The sequence below is a fragment of the Sphaerochaeta sp. genome, assembly GCF_050256055.1.
Taxonomy (GTDB): Bacteria; Spirochaetota; Spirochaetia; order Sphaerochaetales; family Sphaerochaetaceae; genus Sphaerochaeta.
On the sequence record NZ_JBFWIJ010000001.1, the window covers coordinates 119,820 to 137,464 of the forward strand.

A 17,645-nucleotide genomic window follows, 5' to 3' on the forward strand; every position below is an offset into this window, starting at 1 on the left:
GATCAAGCCTGTCCAAATGAGGAAGCGTATCGAAGGCCTTCGCTCTGGATTTTCTGTTGAATTTTAGCGCTTGCATCGTTGAATGCGCTGCTTACCAATACCTGAAGCGTCTGTACATCCTTGGGATCTACGATATCTGCATCAATATGTACATCCAAAACTTGAAATTTGCCGTTGATCGTCACCTCCACCATTCCTGCCCCGCTGCTTCCCGTTGCGGTGATGGTGGGAAGGATTTCCTGCATCCGTTTCATGTTTTCCTGGATGCCTTTCATATTTTTCAGTACGTCGAAGGGATTGATATCCATTGATTGCGTCCTCGCTTTTAGTGTTCTCTTGTCTGTTGTTTGATCTCACCTCGAAAAACCGAGGCGATCTTTGAAATGACGGGATCGTCTACTGTGGATTGCTCAGCAGGTTTGTCTTCCTCGGCACACTCAAATTGCACAGGCCCAGTGAAACCGGAGATTTCCTGGACCAGACTCTTGAATTTCGCCTCATGTTCCTTGGCTTTGTTTTGGCAAAATGAGGTGGAAAAGGTCAATTTCAATGTTTCCGACTCGTTTTTCACCTCGGTGATCGCTTGGGCGACTTGTGAGAGAAGCCCCGTGTTGGAAAGCTTGTGTACCAATGCAGGAAGGTCGCTTTTCTCGAATGGTCGCTTGATGATGGCCGTGGGTGACGGTGCAGGGGTTGCCGAAGCGACGGATGAGGACCCTTGCGGTGACGGCTTGGGATGGGAGGCCGCTTGTGTGGTGAGCAAATCGGGCTGGACATCCAGCTTTTTGGGAGCGACCCGTACATTACCGGTAAGCAAATCATCCCGCATCTGTTGCAATCGGCGAACCAATTCGGTAGGGGATGCCAATTGGGGAAGGGAGGCAAGTCTGCTTAATGCCAGTTCCAACTCAAACCGGGGGCTGAGCGAATAGCGGATTTCGCGGTAAAGCTTCAGAAACAACTCCAAAGCCGCCTCAAGTTGTTCATTTGTATAGGCGTTGCGCAGGTTCAAGGGAATTCTGTCGGCTTGGATGCCGAGGATGGAATCTTCCTTCACCCCTGCCTTAATGAAAAGCAGGCTTCGGAAGAACAAGGTGAAGTCCTTGATGCATTGTTCGACGGAAACCCCGGAGAACAGGAGGCTCTGAACTGAGCGCAAGGCTTGGTCGGTCTTGTTTTCCAAGAGGGAGGAAACGATGTCTGCAATTTGGTCTATGCCCACCAGCCCAAGCTTGCTGCTGATGCTTTCCATGGTGATATGCCCCTGGGAAAAGGAGACCACCTGGTCGAACAGCGTATAGGCGTCGCGCATCGACCCCGTCGATTCCTTGGCGATCCAGAAAAGGGCATCGTCATCGGCTTGCACCCCGAGCTCCTCGGAGGCCTGTCGGAGGGAACTCTTTATCAAGTCAAGGTCGATCAACTGGAAATGAAACTGCTGGCAACGGCTCCTGATGGTTGCCGGTACCTTCTGCAATTCAGTGGTTGCAAAAATGAAGATGATGTAAGCGGGGGGTTCCTCGATGGTTTTCAGCAATGCATTGAATGCACTGGTGGAAAGCATATGCACTTCATCAATAATATAGATCTTGTATTTGCTGGTCTGCGGGGGAAAGAGCACTTCATCCTTGATCTGCCGAATGTCATTGACGCTGGTATTGCTTGCACCGTCGATTTCAATGACATCGACGCTGTTGCCCTGGGTGATTTCCCTGCAATTGGGGCATATCCCGCAAGGATCGGCCGTCGGGCCTTTCTCGCAGTTCAAGGCTCGTGCCAGAATTCGGGCGGATGAGGTCTTTCCCACTCCTCTGGGACCGCTGAATAGATAGGCATGGGCAATCCTGCCTTGCTCGATTGCATGTTTGATGGTGGATACCACGAATTCCTGACCCACAAGATTGTCGAACAGCTGGGGTCGTTTCCTGGTAGCAGTTACTTCATATGCCATGAAAGCTCCCTTGAAAGCGTACCCTGCGAGTATACCATACTTTGGTCGGTACGGGTAGAAGCTGCAACCTTGCAGGAGCATCCAAGGAGAATCGGGTGTGTCGCAACAAATGGGGATGAGAACCATTTTCTTGTATTACAATTATATCCTATAGAATACAAATAATGTTTTTCCGGTTTTTCAACGCGTTTAAGCTTGCAATGTTGGGGGGGTGCGTCATATCATAAAAACCCAGATTGCATCATCAGCTGTACACCAATGAATCTTGTATCCTACAGGGAGCCAGACGATGGTCGAATCACAACGTGATGTCTTTGCATCGACGTGCAGAACCTTGGTGGAGCAACTTCCCGATGGAGTTGTGTTTTGTACCGCTGAAGGTGTGTTGTTGTATGCCAACCAAAGTTTTCTTTCACTGTTCGCCCTGCATCCCTCCAATGAATTGTGCCATACCACATTGTTCCAATTCTGCCATCCGCAGGATGCCGCCTCGCTCAATGATTTCATGCTTCATCTGCACAATGAAGGAGCGGAGCGCTCCGTACTTCAACTGAAAATGATCGGATGTGATCAAGCCGAGTATTGGATAGAGCTCAGAACGGTGGGTATTTCCACCGATTCGGGAACGTTTCTGATCGTGCGGGATCTTACCAGTTACAAAAGCCTGCAGGAGGAGCTGCTGCTCCAAGCACTGACTGATGAACTGACCGGCCTGTACAATCGGAGAGGATTCAAAATGATGGCCGAGCAGGAACTGAGGCACGCCCAACGGCTGAAAACGGAAGTCATCTTGCTGAGCATCGACATCGATATGTTCAAATCCATTAACGATACCTTCGGGCATTCCGAGGGTGATCGTGTTCTCCGATTGGTGGCCAAGACCTTGCAGTCAACGTTTCGTACTTCCGATATTTCCGCCCGATGGGGTGGGGATGAATTTTTGGTACTTGCCTTGGATGCCCCCAGCGGAACGGTAGGCTTGCTTACCGAGCGATTCAAGCAAGCGTTGCGGGATGCTTCAATGCGCAATGCTCTCCCGTTGGTGATCGAAGTCACCATCGGCAGTTCCTGCGGCAATGAACAAGCTGATCTTGAGCACCTGATCCAAATGGCTGACCATGCCATGTATGAGCGGAAACGCCGCAAATAAAAACCCAGCCAACAAATCGCCTGTATCTCATGGGCAATTCACTTACCGCTGCTACCTTCCGGTCCTGACGGGGTTGGGCGAATGCACATAGCACAGAATCTGTTGACTGGGAATAAAACGGAGAGGGGGGGATTCGAACCCCCGGTGCCTTTCAGCACACACGCCTTCCAAGCGTGCACCATCGACCACTCGGACACCTCTCCAAGGTACGATTCAAACGGCAATTTACCAAAAAATAATCCAAGCTATCGGAGAGAGAGGGATTCGAACCCTCGGTACCGTCAGACGGTACAACGGATTTCGAGTCCGTCTCCTTCGACCACTCGGACATCTCTCCCGGTGATTAGAACCGTTGTAAACAATGCATAGATGAGACCAAGAGGATTCGAACCTCCGACCCTCAGTTCCGCAAACTGATGCTCTATCCAGCTGAGCTATGGTCTCGAATACTGTAAAAAAACAGAACGGAGAGGGGGGGATTCGAACCCCCGGACCCGTTACCAGGTCAACTCCTTAGCAGGGAGCCCGATTCGGCCACTCTCGCACCTCTCCAAAACTAAAAAATACCTTGTATGCCAAACAGATGAAAGAACGGAGAGAGGGGGATTCGAACCCTCGGAGACTTTCGCCTCAACGGTTTTCAAGACCGCCTCCTTCGACCGCTCGGACATCTCTCCAAAAAGGACATGACAAGGTGTCATGCGATTCTTAGGCTGCTTAGCTACCAATCGGGTTTCAACTATAGTAATTGCCTTCATCTTTGTCAAGAACTTGGTGAACAGATGTCACTTTCTTGACAGTAGTGTCAGCTCTTGCCATCATAGAACGATTATGAAGCTCCCTTTGTTTCGTTCGCGCACCAAAGCCCCGGTTCTGGACCCTTCCCAAGAAGCCCATCGCACCCAAAAGGTGGAGACCTTGAAGGCTGGACGGTTGGCAGGTCTTGCCTTGGGATTCACCGCTTCCTTGATCGATCGATTCGGGGCTCGGCTTGCAGGAAGTGAAGCCGCAAGGAATGTTGCTCAGGAGATTGGAAGTTCCTATGCACCATTTTGCGATAACGTTGGACAGAGCACGGTTTTCTTCGATACCCGAGCACATCGGCTGCCGCTTGAGATCGCCGTATATGTGTATCCCTTGATGGGGGTGCTTCTGCTGCTGGGTCTTCCCTATCTGGGGCTGCTGATTTTCTGCTTCTTTCTCTGGTATGCCGGAAGCGAGTTATATTTCTATAAGCCGATGAAACTTCCGTTCAAAAAAAAGACCGAAGAAGGATGCAATGTCCATGCAATCCTCGAGCCGAAGGATACGGTGAGGCATACGGTGGTATTCACCAGCCATCATGACAGTGCTCCCTTGTTCACCTACAACAGCTTGGACCGGTTTTCCTATCTGCGGATGGTTGCATTCCCGGTTGCACTTTTCCTGTTGAGCGGAATCGTGTGCCTGGTGCAGACGCTCAGCGAGCTGTTCGACCGGGTTCTTATGCTTCCCAACCGATCGTCATTGGGAATGATGCTCCTGCAATTGTTACTGCTCGCGTCCACGCCCATGGTACGCAAATTGCGATCATTTTTCAGCAAGGAAGGATCGCCGGGAGCGGGTGACAATTTGGTTTCGGTCGGGATGACGGTCCAACTGGCACGGTATTTCCATTGGAAAAAGAGTTGCAATACACCTCTGGACCATACCCGATTGGTCTTTTGTTCCTTTGACGGGGAGGAGATCGGACTCAGAGGTTCAAAGGCTTGGTTTTCCGAACATGCCCCCGCCTTGATCGATCCCATTGTGCTGAATTTTGATTCAGTCTATTATCCGGACCGTCTGACCTTTCTCGAGCGGGACGTGAATGGGACGGTCCCCCTCTCCTCACGACTGGCACGGCGTTGCGTGCATATTGCACGATCGATGGGATATGAAGCCGAAAGCGAATCGATTCCCCGACTCAGCGGTGGCACCGACGCTGCGATGGCGAGCCGGAACGGATTGGAAGCCTGTACGCTGACTGCGGTGGCTTGGGATGACCATTCCAAACCATCGGTCTACCATACCAAGGATGATGTGGTTTCAGCCATCGATCCAAAAGCGGTGGAAATGGCCCTGTCGGTTGGTATCAGGTTGGTGGAACTCGTCGATGCGGAACGTCTGTGGGATGATGCACCTGAACAAAGCAAAGAAGAAGAGCAGGAGCCGAATCTAGCCTTCTCCAAGCTTACTCATCGATGAAACAGGGCTGGGTACTTCCTTTCGAAAGTTCGATGATCCTGCGTTCCAGTACTTCGGTGTTCTCAGAAGGCAATGCACCGGAGATGGTAACTTCAGTGGCAAAATCCTCAGAATCGATAGTCGTTTGCGTGTCATTGAGTAGTATTTTCACCACATCATAGAGGTTATAGGGTATCGTAAGCCGGAATGACCTCTTTTCGATCAAGGGTTCTGTCTTGAGGTGCTTGAGCACCTCCTTCACGCTGTCCCCATAGGCTTTCACCAAGCCACCGGTTCCGAGCAGTGTGCCTCCGAAATATCGTACGACCATTACCAGGATGTTGGTCACCGAACTGCCTTTCAACACCTCCAAGGCAGGCCTGCCTGCAGTGTTTTTCGGTTCATGGTCATCACTGAAGCTGTACAAGTCGCCCTTGGGCCCAAGGACGGCTGCATGTACGACATGGTTTGCCTGTGGATGGAGAAGCCTCGTCTGATGTACCAGATCCTTGATCGCCGAAAGTTCGGTGACGGGACAGGCTATAGCAAGGAAACGGGATTTCTTCACCTCTATCTCGTATTCGGCGCGTTCTTTGAGAATATCCATCCTACCACCTATACCCAAACAGGTTGTCTTGAGAAGGGTCGCTGTATGAACACATCTGCTCTGCTTTTTCATCCAATCGTGATTTCTCTGTCTCGTCAAGACTTAGGTGCTGCACAGCAAGAAGCTGTGCCAGCTGTTCCGGATTTCTCGATCCAACAAGGATCGTGGAAAATCCTTGGTTCAGCGCCCACAGCAGGGCAATCTGTGCTGGTGTGCATCCTTTCTCGTCGGCAAGCTGGTGCAGAACCTCAAGCAAGGAGAGGAATGCTGGATAGGCTTGTTTGTCGTAAACATACAGATGCTTGCGGTCGTCCTGGGGTTTCTGCATATGGGTGCCTGCAAGCAGCCCGAGCCCCAGAGGACTGTACCCCACCATGCTGATCCCTCGTTTGCGTGCGTATGTCCGCATAGCCTCCATATCTCGTACCCAAAGCAGGGAACAGGGAATCTGGATGACCTTGATGGGAAGGTCCTCCCATTCCTGGAGCAGCCAAAGCGGGGTGTTACAGACCCCGATGCTTCCCGCAAGTCCCTGGTCCACCAAGTGCATCGCCGCTTGCAGGATGGGTCTGAGCTCGACATCCCTGCTCGGCCAATGCAGGTAGAGGGTGTCCACAGAGGATGTCTTCAACCGTGCCAGACTTTTTTGGAGATCCTGGGCGACCAATGACGGGGTCTTTGGCATGAATTTTGTGGAAATATGCAGGTCTTTCCGATCGAATGGGCTGAGTACCGAAGCGAGCAGTTGCTCGCTCAGGCCGTTCCCGTAGGATGGTGCGGTATCGAAATGCCGGATGTGATGACTGTAGGCTAATCGGATGGTGGCTTTGGATTGTTCAATCTTTCCGTCGGTCCAGAACCCGTGGGAGGGACCGTACTGCCAAGTGCCCAAAGCCAAAATACTGCTAGTCATCTTCCCCAAGCAACACCACCTGCTTGTCTACCATCTTCTGGTCATCAAAAATGAAGAAGCCTTCGAATTGTTTGCCTTCCAGTGCAGGGGGAAGCCAATACCGGTCATCCTCCCACATTGTGTCGTAGGGGATGGCGGAGACGGGGCACCAGAATGGTCTGGCTTCCTCTGTTTCTCTCATTTCACCGTGATAGGAGTCGGCGAAGTATACATAGCCTCGTTCGGATAATCCGTCACGGAATTGGAAGTTGAGTTTTCCCACCAGCCTGAGATTGTCCACTTCCAGGCCGGTTTCTTCCGTGAACTCCCGTTTCGCCGCCTCAAGAGCGGTCTCGGTTTCTTCGATATGACCACCGGGGGCGTTTACCAGGCCGGAGCCCAAACCGGTTTTCTTGTCGATCAAGAGTACCTTGTCCTCGGAAAACAGGTAAGTGATCACACAAATTTCCTTGGGGTCCCACAAGTCCCAGTCAATAGCATCCACCGCTATGGCATCCTTGTAGGGATCCTCGGGTTCCACTTCCTCGATTACCGCTGCTTTCTTTGCCTCAAGCTGGGCCGCTTCCTGTGGGTTTGCTGCAAGATGGCAGGATTCACAGAGGTTGTCGTCATGGCCGATGATATGGTTGACGTCCAGCTTTGCATGGCATTGTACGCAATGCAATTTGAACGGCCATGCACGTTTTCGCAGCACTATCAGCAAACCGATGCAGACGGCCAGCACCAGGAAGGCCCATGCATGGTTCCAGCCTCGTGCGAGTATGGTCACCACTCCAACTTCAAACAGCAGGAGGATGGATGCCAGGTAGATGGTGGCGAACCGTTTCTTATTGGTTCCCGGAATCTTTCTCTGGGCAAAGTTCAGCAAAAGGATGGCAATCAAAGCCCAAGTATAGTATTGTTCGATGGTTTCTAGGATCATGGTGCTAGGGTATAGGGTGCGTGGGTCTTCGTCAAGGTTGGACCTACTATTCTCGTTGCGGCCTCCCCCTTTTTGGAGTAAGCTTCCTATAGTATCCAATGTTTTGGAGGTTACCAATGAAACAAGATGATATCGCCAAGTATATCGACCACACGGTGCTCGCAGCCAATGCGACTCGCGATAAGATTGAGCAGATCTGTAGGGAAGCCGATCAATATCAGTTTGCTTCCGTCTGCGTAAACAGTTGTTGGGTTGGCTTGTGTTCCAAGCTCTTGGAAAAGAGCGAGGTGAAAGTATGCACCGTGGTTGGATTCCCTTTGGGCGCAATGTCCAGTGAAAGCAAGGCATATGAGGCCAAGAAGGCAGTCCTGGCCGGTGCTGATGAAGTCGATATGGTGATCAATATCGGATATCTGAAGAATCATGATGATGACTTGGTTGAGGATGATATCAAGGCGGTGAAGGCTGCCTGTGGCAAGGCTCTTTTGAAGGTGATTATCGAGACCTGCCTGCTGACTGATGAGGAAAAGGTCCGTGCCTGCAGGATTGCGAAAGCCAGCGGTGCTGATTTCGTAAAGACTTCCACCGGATTCTCCACCGGGGGAGCGACCGTCGAGGATATCAAATTGATGCGCAAGACCGTCGGTCCCGAGTTGGGGGTAAAGGCTTCCGGTGGGGTTCGTACCTATGCCGATGCAATCGCCATGGTAGAAGCTGGGGCTACCAGAATCGGAGCTTCCAGCGGAATTGCCATCGTCGAGGGGCAGCATGGGGCGCATTGAGCAGAAACCAGGAGGAACGGATTTCCTGAAAAGTCTGGGTTTCCCTACCCTTGACATTCATGATACGTTCTCCCATTTCGATTTTACCTTGCCCGGCCGGAGGGTCCTCTTGATCGGTCCCATGGGTTCGGGCAAGACTGAATTTGCCGCCCGCGTCTGGAGAGATGCCGCCATTGCACAGAAAAAAGGGGAGAAGGTACGCTCACTGACCAGCAGCGGGCAGGTCGACCGGAGAAAGGTTTTCTTCATCCGCTCTGAGATTGACGGGGCTCGGTTCACCGACTATCCGGAGGATGCATTGTGCTACCGGGGTGGGTATGTGAGCTGCGGTCCTAATATTGCCAAGATCCGCGATTCCTTCGGTCTTGAGCAGGTGTTGGCCGACAATCCAACGGTAGGGACCTTCATCATCGATGAGGCATCCTTCTTTGACGAACGGTTGGCTTATGTGGTGAGAAACCACAGTTATGAACGGGGAGTCATGTTCATTTTCCCTACCCTGATTCTCAATTTCCGTCGTGATCTCTTCAATTCGACCGCACGTCTGATGCTCGACATCGCTACGGATGTCATTCCCTTGACTGCGTATTGCGAGCACCCGGACTGCATCAACGACGCCTTCTATACCTACCGCTACTACCAAGTGGAAGGAAAGGAATGCCCTGCCTTGTATTTCGATCCCCTGATCATCGTCGGAGGAGATTCGCATAAGGACAGTTCCTTGGAACCCAACTATGCCGCACGATGTGATGAACACCATTATCTACCGGGCAAGGAATACACGTTCTTTCATCTCAAACCATTGGGAGAAATGGCGGCCCGCGGGGAAGAAAAACCCTTGTTCAACGAGCTTTTCGCCTTGAAGACGCATATCGAGCAGTCCATGCTCCATCAGAACTTCTGCGAGCGGTATCGGGGGAAACGGGATGAGGAAATCTTCTTCAACGCCCTCAAACCCCAGAATATTGCTGAAAAAGCCTTGGTATATCTGTTCTGTGAACAGAATCTGGTTCCTGAGGAATTGCTGTTGCGATTGGTCTCACAGCTTGAACTCGATACTGCATATCTTTCCAAGGTCCTGAGCGACAACAAACGTCCTGTTTCCTTTGCACAGCCCTTCTTGTTGTAGAAGGGCGGTATAGTGCAAAAACTCGTCAAGAAAGAGGCTTGAGGAGTATTCTGGCGTGGTTCAGTATGTACCAAGGAGGGCAAGTGTCTCCTTCAGGGACGATACCGTCAGATTTTCCAACAAGGCAGGGACCTCGATGTTTCTTCTTCTCAGTTCCCCAAACAGGAACTTCCAGTCGAGTACCCCTTCCCCTACGGTCAAATCCCCGATCTTGTACCCCTGCTCATCCAGTCGATAGTCCTTGACGTGCAGAGCGGCAATTTTATCCCCAAAAGCATCCAAGGCTGAACAGAAGAAGTCTTTTTGTGCTTCGAAGGAGGGAATCGCCCGGCAACTGCCGTCTTTCTCAGGAATACCGATCCAAGGAACGAGGTTGGTCGGGTCGTAGATGACTTGCAAATGCGGGGTATCGAATGTCCGGACCAGTTTCGCCATCCGTTCGATGCTGGAGATTGTATGTTGCTTGCTGACCGCTTCCACTCCCACGATGGCGTGGTATTTGGCGGCAGTCTCGACCAGTCGTTCGATACTTCGATACAAATCATCCAACACGTTTGGGTCGGCGGTTGAGCTGTTGTAGGAGCAGTCGGGAGAAAACGAACCGGTTTCGGTTCCCACCAGCGGGCACCCCAACAGGTTGGCATACGCAAGGTGGGTCTCAAAGCGTTTCAGATGCTCTTCCCGCACTGCTTTATCAGGATGGACGGGATTGATATAGCAGCCGAAGACCCCGACATATGCGCCTTTGGATGCCAGGTCGTCCCGGACTGAGGTGATGAATGACTCGGAAAAGCCCTCTGCAGGTACGGTTGTACGCAGAACTTTTGAGAGTGCAAGTTGTATGGGAACATGGTCACCATACAGTGCGATCGTTGAAGCCAAGTCGGCAATTGTATTGAATTTTCCCAGGTCATGGGCTCTGAGTCCTATCTGTTTCATACCCAGGATTGTAGGTTCAGCGCCCCGATTTGTAAAGAAAGGAGAGAACAACATGGAAACATATTCACTGGTGGACTTCGGAGCCCGGGGCGATGGGAAGTTTGACAACACCGAGGTGTTTGCTGCAGCGTTCGCTGCTCTGAAGGAAGGTGATCGCCTGAATATCGGTAAGGGTACCTACCGGAGCGGACCGATCACCTTGAGCGGAAGGAACATCACCCTTGTGTTCGAAAAAGGGGCCGGAATACAGTTCATCGCCGATGAGGATCTCTATACACCCGTCTTTTCCCGATGGGAGGGAGTGAACTGTTATTGCATGCATCCTTGCTTTCTGATCACCGAATCCGACGGAATTCACATCAAGGGCGACGGCATCCTGGATGGCAACGGGCTCTGGTGGTGGGAGAAAGCCAAGCAGGTGAAGAGCGATCCGAAGCGGGGCCCGGTTTCCACGATGGAAAAAATCTTGGCTGCACACAATCCCGGCTATGAGAGCCAAAGTGGTGGCGGCGGTGGCCGACACAGCCAGTTTCTCCGGCCTCCCTTGCTGCAGATTCTGAAAAGCAACAATATCCAGCTTGACGGCCTCACCCTCACCAACAGCCCGTTCTGGACTTTGCATCCCTTGTACAGTACAAATATCATCCTCAGGAATCTACACGTCCTTAATCCAAAGGATGCCCCGAATACCGACGGTATCGACATCGATTCCTGTCGATTTGTCACGGTCAAGGAGTGTGTGGTTGATGTCGGGGATGATGGCATTGCCCTCAAGAGTGGAAGCGGTCCTGACGGAATTTCCGTCAATCTTCCCACCACCGATGTCCTGATCGAGTCCTGTACGGTCAAGAATGCACACGGAGGAGCCGTTATAGGCAGTGAAACAGCTGCAGGACTGCATGATATCACCGTCAAGGATTGTCTGTTCGATGGTACGGATCGAGGGATCAGGATCAAAACCAGACGAGGAAGGGGCGGGGTCATCACCGATTTGGTATTCTCACGACTTCGGATGCGCGCAAACCTTTGTCCGTTGACCATGAACATGTATTACCGTTGCGGCAGCTTGGATCCCGAGGATTTCTCGTTGCTTGAGAAACCGGTTGTTCCCACTACCCCGAGGATCGCACACGTACTGATTGAGGATTGCATCGCAGAAGCTTCTACTTCCAGTGCAGCCTTCATTGCAGGTCTTCCGGAGTCTCCAATCCAGGATGTGGAGATCCGCAATTGCCGCTTCTCGATCGCCCAGGATGGCCTGATGCCGACCGAGGAAAGTGAAATGTATGAAGGGCTTCCTTCAGTGCAGGAACGGGGCATCAGGGCGAGGAATGTGGAATTGCGTTTGCTGAACGTCGAAGTCGAGGGGGATATGACGGCAGTTCTGAAGGAGGTCGGGGTGACCATCATCGAGTAATTCTCTGATCGCATGCCTCAATGAAAAAGCCCTGTACGAATACTCGCACAGGGCCTTTTCCTCAAGCCGGGAAATTTCAATCCTCATCTTTGTTGAGCAGGCGGACGCGGTCGGCGGTGAAGTCGATCGAGACAGCTTCTCCTTCCTTGAATACTTTCTTGGCATGCGGGTCGTCGATCTGGACGAGAATTTCGCCGAAGGCGGTATTGATGAATGCCTCAAGGCTGTTGCCGAGGTAGACATTCATCCGTACCGTTCCCTCAATCTTCCCCTTGCCGCTCTCTACGATACGCAGTGATTCCGGTCTTGCCATCAGTACGGCTTCGGTTCCCACTTCCACATTGCCTGCTGAGCGTTCCACCAGAACTTCCTTGTCTCCCAAATTGCACTCCCACGTGCTGCCTTCATGTTTCTTCACCATAACCGGAAAGAAGGCTGCCTTGCCAACGAACCCGGCCACAAACCGTGAATTGGGGTCCTCATAGATTTCACTGGGGGTGCCGATTTGCCGGATGTACCCGTTTTTCATGACTACAACCCGGTCGGAGAGACTCATCGCTTCCACCCGGTCATGGGTTACATACACGGCAGTTATTCCCAATTCCTTCTGGATCTTGCGGATTTCCACCCGCATCTGCTCGCGCAGCAATGCATCAAGGTTGGAGAGTGGTTCGTCCAACAACAGGACTGAAGGGGTGACGATCAAACTTCGTGCAAGCGCGACACGCTGTTGCTGGCCGCCCGAAAGTTTGGAAGGTGCACGGTCTCCATAGGAAGCGAGTCCAACCAGAGCCAAGGTCTCGTTGACCCGTTTGGTGATCTCTTCCTGTGCCACCTTGCGCAAGCGCAATCCATAGGCGACGTTCTCGAACACCGTCATATGGGGAAAGAGTCCGTAGCTCTGGAACATCGTGGCTGTGTCGCGCTTGTTCGGAGGCAGCATGGTGACTTCCTCGTTGCCGATGAATATCTTTCCTTCGGTGGGAAGTTCAAAACCGGCGATCATCCGCAAGGTAGTGGTTTTGCCGCATCCGGAGGGCCCAAGCAGGGTGACCAGCTCCCCCGGTTCGATGACGAAATGAGAATCATTGACGGCAATGACATCAGCCTTTCCTTTGACATCCTTGAATTTCTTGGTTACATGCTCAAGGGTTACCGATACGCTTTTCTTTTCCATTGATCACCACCTTAGCGGGCTGAGATAGATTTCTGGGTGAGCTTGTCATCACGGACCACAACCTGCATCAGAGCCCAAACGGAGAGCACGATGAAGATAAGGATGGTTGACAAGACGCTGGCAAGGCCGAATCTGAGGTTCTCTGAGAAGTTGAAGATCAGAACGGTCAAATGGTTCCAGCGAGCCGATATGAGGAAGATGATGGCGCTGACTGCCGTCATGGATCGTACAAAGGTGTACGACATGCTGGATAGGAAAGCCGGCCGTATCAAAGGAAGGACGATGGTGCGGAAAACCGTCGGGACATCCGCTCCCAGATCTGCCGCCGATTCCTCGATGGCCGGGTCTATCTGATGCAGGGCGGTGATGCCGTTCTCAAGGCCGACCGGAAGTTCACGGATAATATAGTTGATGACGATGATCGCCCCGGTTCCCACCAAAAGTACCGGTGGTTTGTTGAACGCCAGGATGTAACTGATACCGATCAGGGTACCGGGAATGGCATACGGCGTCATGATGATCATCTCCAATATTCGTTTGCCGGGAAATTTCTTGCGCACAATCAGCATGGCGCTGAGCATGGCAAGCAGTCCTGCAACCGGGGTGGCGAATGCTGCAAGGGTGACGGTATCACGGATCGCCGTCCAACCTCGGGCGAGTGCTTCGCCCCAGTTGGATAGGGTGAACGAATAGTCGATACCCCAATTGACCACGAAGCAACCCGCCACGATGGTCAGATAGAGGGCCGTAATGAACCCAAGGAACATCCAGCTCGCAATTTCCAAAGTCAATCTTACCGGTTTGTTGGTAAGCTCGGTCAAGGTGGTGGATGGCTTCCCGGTCACCGTTACGAAACTCTTTTTGGATACCCAGTTCCGTTGGATCAGGAATGCGGTCAAGGTAGGCATCAGCAGGATGAAGGAAAGAGCCGATCCCGCACCCAGGTTGTTTCGCCCGGTGACCAGCATATATGCTTCCGTCGAGAGCACCCGGTAGTCGCCGCTGAGCAACAGCGGATTGGCGAAGTCGGCTAACGAGTTGGTGAACACCAACAGCCAAGCCGACAGGATGCCGGGTATGGAGAGCGGCAGAGTGATCGACTTGAAGGTCTGCCATCGGGTTGCGCTCAAATCGAGGGAAGCGTCCTCGACCGTGGAATCAATCTGACGCAATACCCCGCTGATCGTCATGAAGGCGATCGGGAACATGCCGATGACCTGTACCAAGGTCAAGCCGCCCAACCCATAGATGGATGTGTTCAAATGCAACAGTTGTTTGCTGATCAAACCATTGTTGCCGAACAGCAGAATGATCGAGAGGGAAAGGGAGAACGGAGGGGATATGACCGGCATGGTGGCCAAGGTGGTCATGATCCGTTTCTGTTTGAACGAAGTCCGCTCGATCAGGAATGCAAACATATACCCAACCAGTGTTGAGATCGTTGCGGTCAAGAATCCCAGACGCAGCGAACCCCACAATGACACCAGATAGGTGGGAGATAGACTTTCCTTCCAGGTTTCAAGGCTGAATACCCCGTTCTTCATAAAGGACAGTCGAATCGCCTCGATCAAAGGATAGGCAATGAAGACCAGCACGATGCCGAAGAGGGCCAGCACCATGAAACCGGTCATGGGGTCGCGTGTGAAGGTGAGCACCAAGAGAATACCCAGGAACAAGACAGCTGCACCGATGAACAAAGTCTTGAGCAGATTGCTGAAGCCGGTGGCAGTCGAGGTGGGGACCAGAATCATGACTGCCCCGGAAATCTGGTATCCGGTGTCATCGACCACCGGGAAGAAATAAATCTGCGACTGGATTCTATCGGCACTGTGTTGGTCGGGGTCGAGCGTATAGTCGGCTTGGTAGGTGGAGGCCAGTTTCATTGGTTCCAGATAATAGACGCTCTCCAAGGCTTTTTGGAATTCAGTGTTTTTCGTATTGGATTCAAAGAGGGCAAGTGTGGTTTTCGAACCGGTCTCCGGGACAAAGTCTGCTGCTTGTTCGTCATACGATAGATACAATGCCCTTGATCCGGGAATGATGTCCTTAACCGTGGGAATCCATTGCTTATATGCGTCAGAAGAAGGGTTTTTCGGTACTGTTTGTGCAAACAAGTCAATTTCATTGAAGTTCCGCTTTTCTTCATATGCCTTGAAGTCGGAGGAAAGCGTACTGTACATCCAAAAGTCGGCCAGCAGGAATACCAGTGCTGTGAGACAGAACTGTAGGATGCGTTTTTTTGTAAACATCGAATCATTCCGTTGGTACTACACACCCTGCAAGGTATGCTTGCAGGGTGGTAGGAAAAGCTAAATTACCCTAGGTAATTATCTCTTGTTTCCAATTTCATTGGTCCAGCGATCGAGCAGGCGGGTCTTGTTGACCGTATCGCCATCCCATGCCATATCCTCGTCAACCGTCTTGATCTCGGTGATGGAGAGAGCATCGGGGTGCTTGACTGCTCCGTTGGCGACCAGGACAACGTACCACTCGGTAAATGTCTGCTGGGCAACCGGGCTGGAGAGAATCCAGTCGTAGAGCTTCTTTGCATTGACGGTATCCTTGCCACCCTTCACCATGGACATGGAAGCCAATTCATAACCGGTACCTTCGGAAGGAGCGGTAATCACGATCGGGGATCCTGCAGCCTTGAGTTTGACCTGGTCATGGGCATATCCGATGGCTACGGGGATTTCGCCGGTTGCAACACTCTTGCCGGGGGCGGAACCGCTCTTGGTGTACTGGTCAATGTTCTTGTCCAGTGCCTTCATGTAATCAAACATCTTGTCTTCGGTGCCATAGATGTCGAGGATTGTGGTCAACACGTTGTAGGCCGTACCGGAGGAGTTCGGGTTTGCCATGCGGATATAACCCTTGTATTCCGGCTTAAGCAGATCGGCCCAGCTCTTCGGGGGTTGGATTCCCAGTTCCTTGGCACGGTCGAGGTTGGTGACAAACGTCAACGGTCCGACATACAAACCGATGTAGTAGTTCTCAGGATCACGGAATTGTGCCGGGGTATTGGCGGTATAGCGGCTTACGTACGGAGTGGTCAGGCCCTTGGATTTTGCGGTGATATGGTCAAGACCTACACCACCGACCCAGATGGAAGCCTGAGGATTGGCTGACTCAGCCTCGAGACGGGTTACAACCTCGCCGCCGCTGAGACGGACAAAGTTGACCTTGATACCGGTTTCCGCTTCGAAAAGCTGGAAGAGCTTGGCGGCAAGCGGTTCCTCAAGGGTCGTATAGGCATTCACGCTCCCAGAGGCTGCAGCAGGAGCAGCGACAGGTGCGGGAGCGGCTGGGGCAGGAGCAGCTGCGGGGGCGGCTTCCTGCGAACCCTGTGCAAACAGGGCTGGTACGAGCAAGGTCAATACCAACAGAATTGCGAGTGTTTTTTTCATTCTTTCCTCCAAATGTATACAGACTGTCCAGAAATTCTGGACCCATGCAACAATGATAGATGAATGCTAACCCCCCGTACTTGGCTCCGTCAAGTTAAATGAGAGCAAGGAAAAAATTGGTCAGATTATCGCAAAATCAGTCTATGGTAATCGACTTGGTTGACCACTGAAAAACCGGAAGTACGATAGAGATGCAGAGCCGGCGGATTCTCCGAGTCAACTTCCAAGGTGACGATTCGATAGGTGGTGAACAGCCGACCCAAGATGTGGGTGAGTAGATTTCTCCCATGCCCTTGGCCGCGATGGGGTTTGCGGATTACCACACCATGGATCATCGCCTGTTCAGGATTTTCCTCACGGCTGTTCACCATGCCCAGGTACTGATCCCCGATCCGGTAAAGAAAGCCTTTGCGACCGGATTGGGAGAGCAGGAAATCGACCTCTTCCGTGCTGGCCTGTTCGGACATTCCCATCTCGCTGATCAGTATGGCCTTTGCATGGTTACGATTGGCATGGCTGATTTCCTCTAGTACTCCCGGACAGTCCATCGCCTGCCAGTTTTGCTTCTTCAATACCATGACATATTCGCTACGTGCTATCTGGGGATATCGGGATTGCAGATAGGTGTGTGCCTTTTCGGCATTACGTTCACATTGGAAGAGTGCCTGCTCAAAGGCAAGCTGGCGGTAGACGGTCAACGCTTCACGCACCAAGGCAGAAAACCGTCCTTGACACTGGTAAGCTGGATGTGTGCCCCCGTTGAACTCCACCTCATGTGAATCGGGAAAGAATGCGCAGAGATAGCTGACCAGTTCATTCCCTTCATATCCCAGAAAGAAGCAGGGAACTTGTTTGTCATAATTGAGCTCATTGGAGAGAAAGGCTTCATTCTCCAAGGCTTCCTCAGCAAAACAAAGTTGCTGGACCCCAGTAATCTGGGTTTTTTGCTCCTCAGAAAGCGTGGTACATGGATATATGTGCATCAAAGCCAGTATATACCGAAAAAACACCGGTACATCCAGAGGTGTACCGGTGCTGTGTGAGCG

At 52.0% G+C, this 17,645-nt stretch carries 15 protein-coding genes, 5 tRNA genes and 1 other RNA gene; 5 read left to right on the forward strand and 16 right to left on the reverse strand.

Annotated elements, in window-relative coordinates; all coding sequences use genetic code 11:
- Positions 1-2: 2 nt before the first annotated feature.
- Both AB7C91_RS00485 and dnaX read right to left on the reverse strand, forming a co-directional pair.
- Positions 3-308 (reverse strand): YbaB/EbfC family nucleoid-associated protein, encoded by a 306-nt coding sequence (locus tag AB7C91_RS00485; RefSeq protein ID WP_332447474.1) that lies wholly within the window; start codon positions 306-308, stop codon positions 3-5.
- 17 nt (positions 309-325) lie between these two features.
- Positions 326-1,951, reverse strand: a complete 1,626-nt coding sequence (dnaX, locus tag AB7C91_RS00490; RefSeq protein WP_332447475.1) for a DNA polymerase III subunit gamma/tau — start codon at positions 1,949-1,951, stop codon at positions 326-328.
- A gap of 289 nt (positions 1,952-2,240) precedes the next feature.
- On the opposite strand from dnaX, the gene AB7C91_RS00495 reads away from it, so the two are divergent.
- Entirely contained in the window at positions 2,241-3,101 is an 861-nt protein-coding gene (locus AB7C91_RS00495) for a sensor domain-containing diguanylate cyclase (protein WP_332447476.1), read from the forward strand.
- A gap of 6 nt (positions 3,102-3,107) precedes the next feature.
- Here the strand turns inward: AB7C91_RS00495 and ffs are convergent.
- From ffs to AB7C91_RS00525, 6 genes are all read right to left on the reverse strand, one after another.
- Positions 3,108-3,206, reverse strand: an RNA gene (gene ffs, locus AB7C91_RS00500) — signal recognition particle sRNA small type.
- A gap of 13 nt (positions 3,207-3,219) precedes the next feature.
- Positions 3,220-3,304, reverse strand: a tRNA-Ser gene (locus AB7C91_RS00505).
- Between the two features lie 46 nt (positions 3,305-3,350).
- Positions 3,351-3,438, reverse strand: a tRNA-Ser gene (locus AB7C91_RS00510).
- Positions 3,439-3,471: 33 nt separating this feature from the next.
- A tRNA-Arg gene (locus AB7C91_RS00515) sits at positions 3,472-3,545 on the reverse strand.
- Between the two features lie 21 nt (positions 3,546-3,566).
- Positions 3,567-3,653, reverse strand: a tRNA-Ser gene (locus tag AB7C91_RS00520).
- Between the two features lie 40 nt (positions 3,654-3,693).
- A tRNA-Ser gene (locus tag AB7C91_RS00525) sits at positions 3,694-3,778 on the reverse strand.
- Between the two features lie 154 nt (positions 3,779-3,932).
- On the opposite strand from AB7C91_RS00525, the gene AB7C91_RS00530 reads away from it, so the two are divergent.
- Entirely contained in the window at positions 3,933-5,327 is a 1,395-nt protein-coding gene (locus tag AB7C91_RS00530; protein WP_428588437.1) for a M28 family metallopeptidase, read from the forward strand.
- Here AB7C91_RS00530 and AB7C91_RS00535 read toward each other — a convergent pair.
- Genes AB7C91_RS00535 through AB7C91_RS00545 form a run of 3 tightly spaced genes read right to left on the reverse strand, consistent with a single transcriptional unit; the run spans position 5,314 to position 7,748 of the window.
- Positions 5,314-5,913, reverse strand: a complete 600-nt coding sequence (locus AB7C91_RS00535; protein ID WP_332446461.1) for a YigZ family protein — start codon at positions 5,911-5,913, stop codon at positions 5,314-5,316. The genes AB7C91_RS00530 and AB7C91_RS00535 overlap by 14 nt on opposite strands.
- Position 5,914: 1 nt before the next feature.
- A complete protein-coding gene (locus tag AB7C91_RS00540) occupies positions 5,915-6,826 on the reverse strand; it encodes an aldo/keto reductase (protein ID WP_332446462.1) in 912 nt (303 codons plus the stop codon).
- A complete protein-coding gene (locus tag AB7C91_RS00545; protein WP_332446463.1) occupies positions 6,819-7,748 on the reverse strand; it encodes an 8-oxo-dGTP diphosphatase in 930 nt (309 codons plus the stop codon). The genes AB7C91_RS00540 and AB7C91_RS00545 overlap by 8 nt, the downstream gene beginning before the upstream one ends.
- Before the next feature lie 116 nt (positions 7,749-7,864).
- Between AB7C91_RS00545 and deoC the strand changes: the two genes are divergently transcribed.
- Both deoC and AB7C91_RS00555 read left to right on the forward strand, forming a co-directional pair.
- The gene (deoC, locus tag AB7C91_RS00550) at positions 7,865-8,530 is read left to right on the forward strand and encodes a deoxyribose-phosphate aldolase (RefSeq protein ID WP_332446464.1); all 666 of its coding nucleotides are present in this window, start codon (positions 7,865-7,867) and stop codon (positions 8,528-8,530) included.
- On the forward strand, positions 8,517-9,659 hold the full coding sequence (locus AB7C91_RS00555) for a thymidine kinase (protein ID WP_332446465.1): 1,143 nt from the start codon (positions 8,517-8,519) through the stop codon (positions 9,657-9,659). Before deoC ends, AB7C91_RS00555 begins: the two co-directional genes overlap by 14 nt.
- Before the next feature lie 60 nt (positions 9,660-9,719).
- Here the strand turns inward: AB7C91_RS00555 and AB7C91_RS00560 are convergent, their stop codons facing one another.
- Positions 9,720-10,598 (reverse strand): sugar phosphate isomerase/epimerase family protein, encoded by an 879-nt coding sequence (locus tag AB7C91_RS00560; RefSeq protein WP_332446466.1) that lies wholly within the window; start codon positions 10,596-10,598, stop codon positions 9,720-9,722.
- 52 nt (positions 10,599-10,650) lie between these two features.
- On the opposite strand from AB7C91_RS00560, the gene AB7C91_RS00565 reads away from it, so the two are divergent.
- Positions 10,651-12,015, forward strand: coding sequence for a glycoside hydrolase family 28 protein (locus AB7C91_RS00565; protein WP_428588443.1), 1,365 nt, complete (start codon positions 10,651-10,653; stop codon positions 12,013-12,015).
- 76 nt (positions 12,016-12,091) lie between these two features.
- Here AB7C91_RS00565 and AB7C91_RS00570 read toward each other — a convergent pair whose 3' ends face one another.
- The 4 genes from AB7C91_RS00570 to AB7C91_RS00585 form a co-directional block, all read right to left on the reverse strand.
- Entirely contained in the window at positions 12,092-13,192 is a 1,101-nt protein-coding gene (locus AB7C91_RS00570; protein WP_332446468.1) for an ABC transporter ATP-binding protein, read from the reverse strand.
- 11 nt (positions 13,193-13,203) lie between these two features.
- Positions 13,204-15,441 (reverse strand): iron ABC transporter permease, encoded by a 2,238-nt coding sequence (locus AB7C91_RS00575; protein WP_332446469.1) that lies wholly within the window; start codon positions 15,439-15,441, stop codon positions 13,204-13,206.
- Between the two features lie 78 nt (positions 15,442-15,519).
- Complete coding sequence (locus AB7C91_RS00580) at positions 15,520-16,599, reverse strand: ABC transporter substrate-binding protein (protein WP_332446470.1); 1,080 nt, start codon at positions 16,597-16,599, stop codon at positions 15,520-15,522.
- 125 nt (positions 16,600-16,724) lie between these two features.
- On the reverse strand, positions 16,725-17,582 hold the full coding sequence (locus tag AB7C91_RS00585; protein ID WP_332446471.1) for a GNAT family N-acetyltransferase: 858 nt from the start codon (positions 17,580-17,582) through the stop codon (positions 16,725-16,727).
- Positions 17,583-17,645 lie beyond the last annotated feature (63 nt).

What these genes read in the sequence shown, in the direction of transcription:
- dnaX (WP_332447475.1), bottom strand. Translation starts at nt 1,951, where the DNA reads ATGGCATATGAAGTAACTGCTACCAGGAAACGACCCCAGCTGTTCGAC.
- deoC (WP_332446464.1), top strand. Translation starts at nt 7,865, where the DNA reads ATGAAACAAGATGATATCGCCAAGTATATCGACCACACGGTGCTCGCA.
- AB7C91_RS00565 (WP_428588443.1), top strand. Translation starts at nt 10,651, where the DNA reads ATGGAAACATATTCACTGGTGGACTTCGGAGCCCGGGGCGATGGGAAG.
- AB7C91_RS00560 (WP_332446466.1), bottom strand. Translation starts at nt 10,598, where the DNA reads ATGAAACAGATAGGACTCAGAGCCCATGACCTGGGAAAATTCAATACA.
- AB7C91_RS00555 (WP_332446465.1), top strand. Translation starts at nt 8,517, where the DNA reads ATGGGGCGCATTGAGCAGAAACCAGGAGGAACGGATTTCCTGAAAAGT.
- AB7C91_RS00545 (WP_332446463.1), bottom strand. Translation starts at nt 7,748, where the DNA reads ATGATCCTAGAAACCATCGAACAATACTATACTTGGGCTTTGATTGCC.
- AB7C91_RS00530 (WP_428588437.1), top strand. Translation starts at nt 3,933, where the DNA reads ATGAAGCTCCCTTTGTTTCGTTCGCGCACCAAAGCCCCGGTTCTGGAC.
- AB7C91_RS00535 (WP_332446461.1), bottom strand. Translation starts at nt 5,913, where the DNA reads ATGGATATTCTCAAAGAACGCGCCGAATACGAGATAGAGGTGAAGAAA.
- AB7C91_RS00570 (WP_332446468.1), bottom strand. Translation starts at nt 13,192, where the DNA reads ATGGAAAAGAAAAGCGTATCGGTAACCCTTGAGCATGTAACCAAGAAA.
- AB7C91_RS00580 (WP_332446470.1), bottom strand. Translation starts at nt 16,599, where the DNA reads ATGAAAAAAACACTCGCAATTCTGTTGGTATTGACCTTGCTCGTACCA.
- AB7C91_RS00485 (WP_332447474.1), bottom strand. Translation starts at nt 308, where the DNA reads ATGGATATCAATCCCTTCGACGTACTGAAAAATATGAAAGGCATCCAG.
- AB7C91_RS00540 (WP_332446462.1), bottom strand. Translation starts at nt 6,826, where the DNA reads ATGACTAGCAGTATTTTGGCTTTGGGCACTTGGCAGTACGGTCCCTCC.
- AB7C91_RS00585 (WP_332446471.1), bottom strand. Translation starts at nt 17,582, where the DNA reads ATGCACATATATCCATGTACCACGCTTTCTGAGGAGCAAAAAACCCAG.
- AB7C91_RS00495 (WP_332447476.1), top strand. Translation starts at nt 2,241, where the DNA reads ATGGTCGAATCACAACGTGATGTCTTTGCATCGACGTGCAGAACCTTG.
- AB7C91_RS00575 (WP_332446469.1), bottom strand. Translation starts at nt 15,441, where the DNA reads ATGTTTACAAAAAAACGCATCCTACAGTTCTGTCTCACAGCACTGGTA.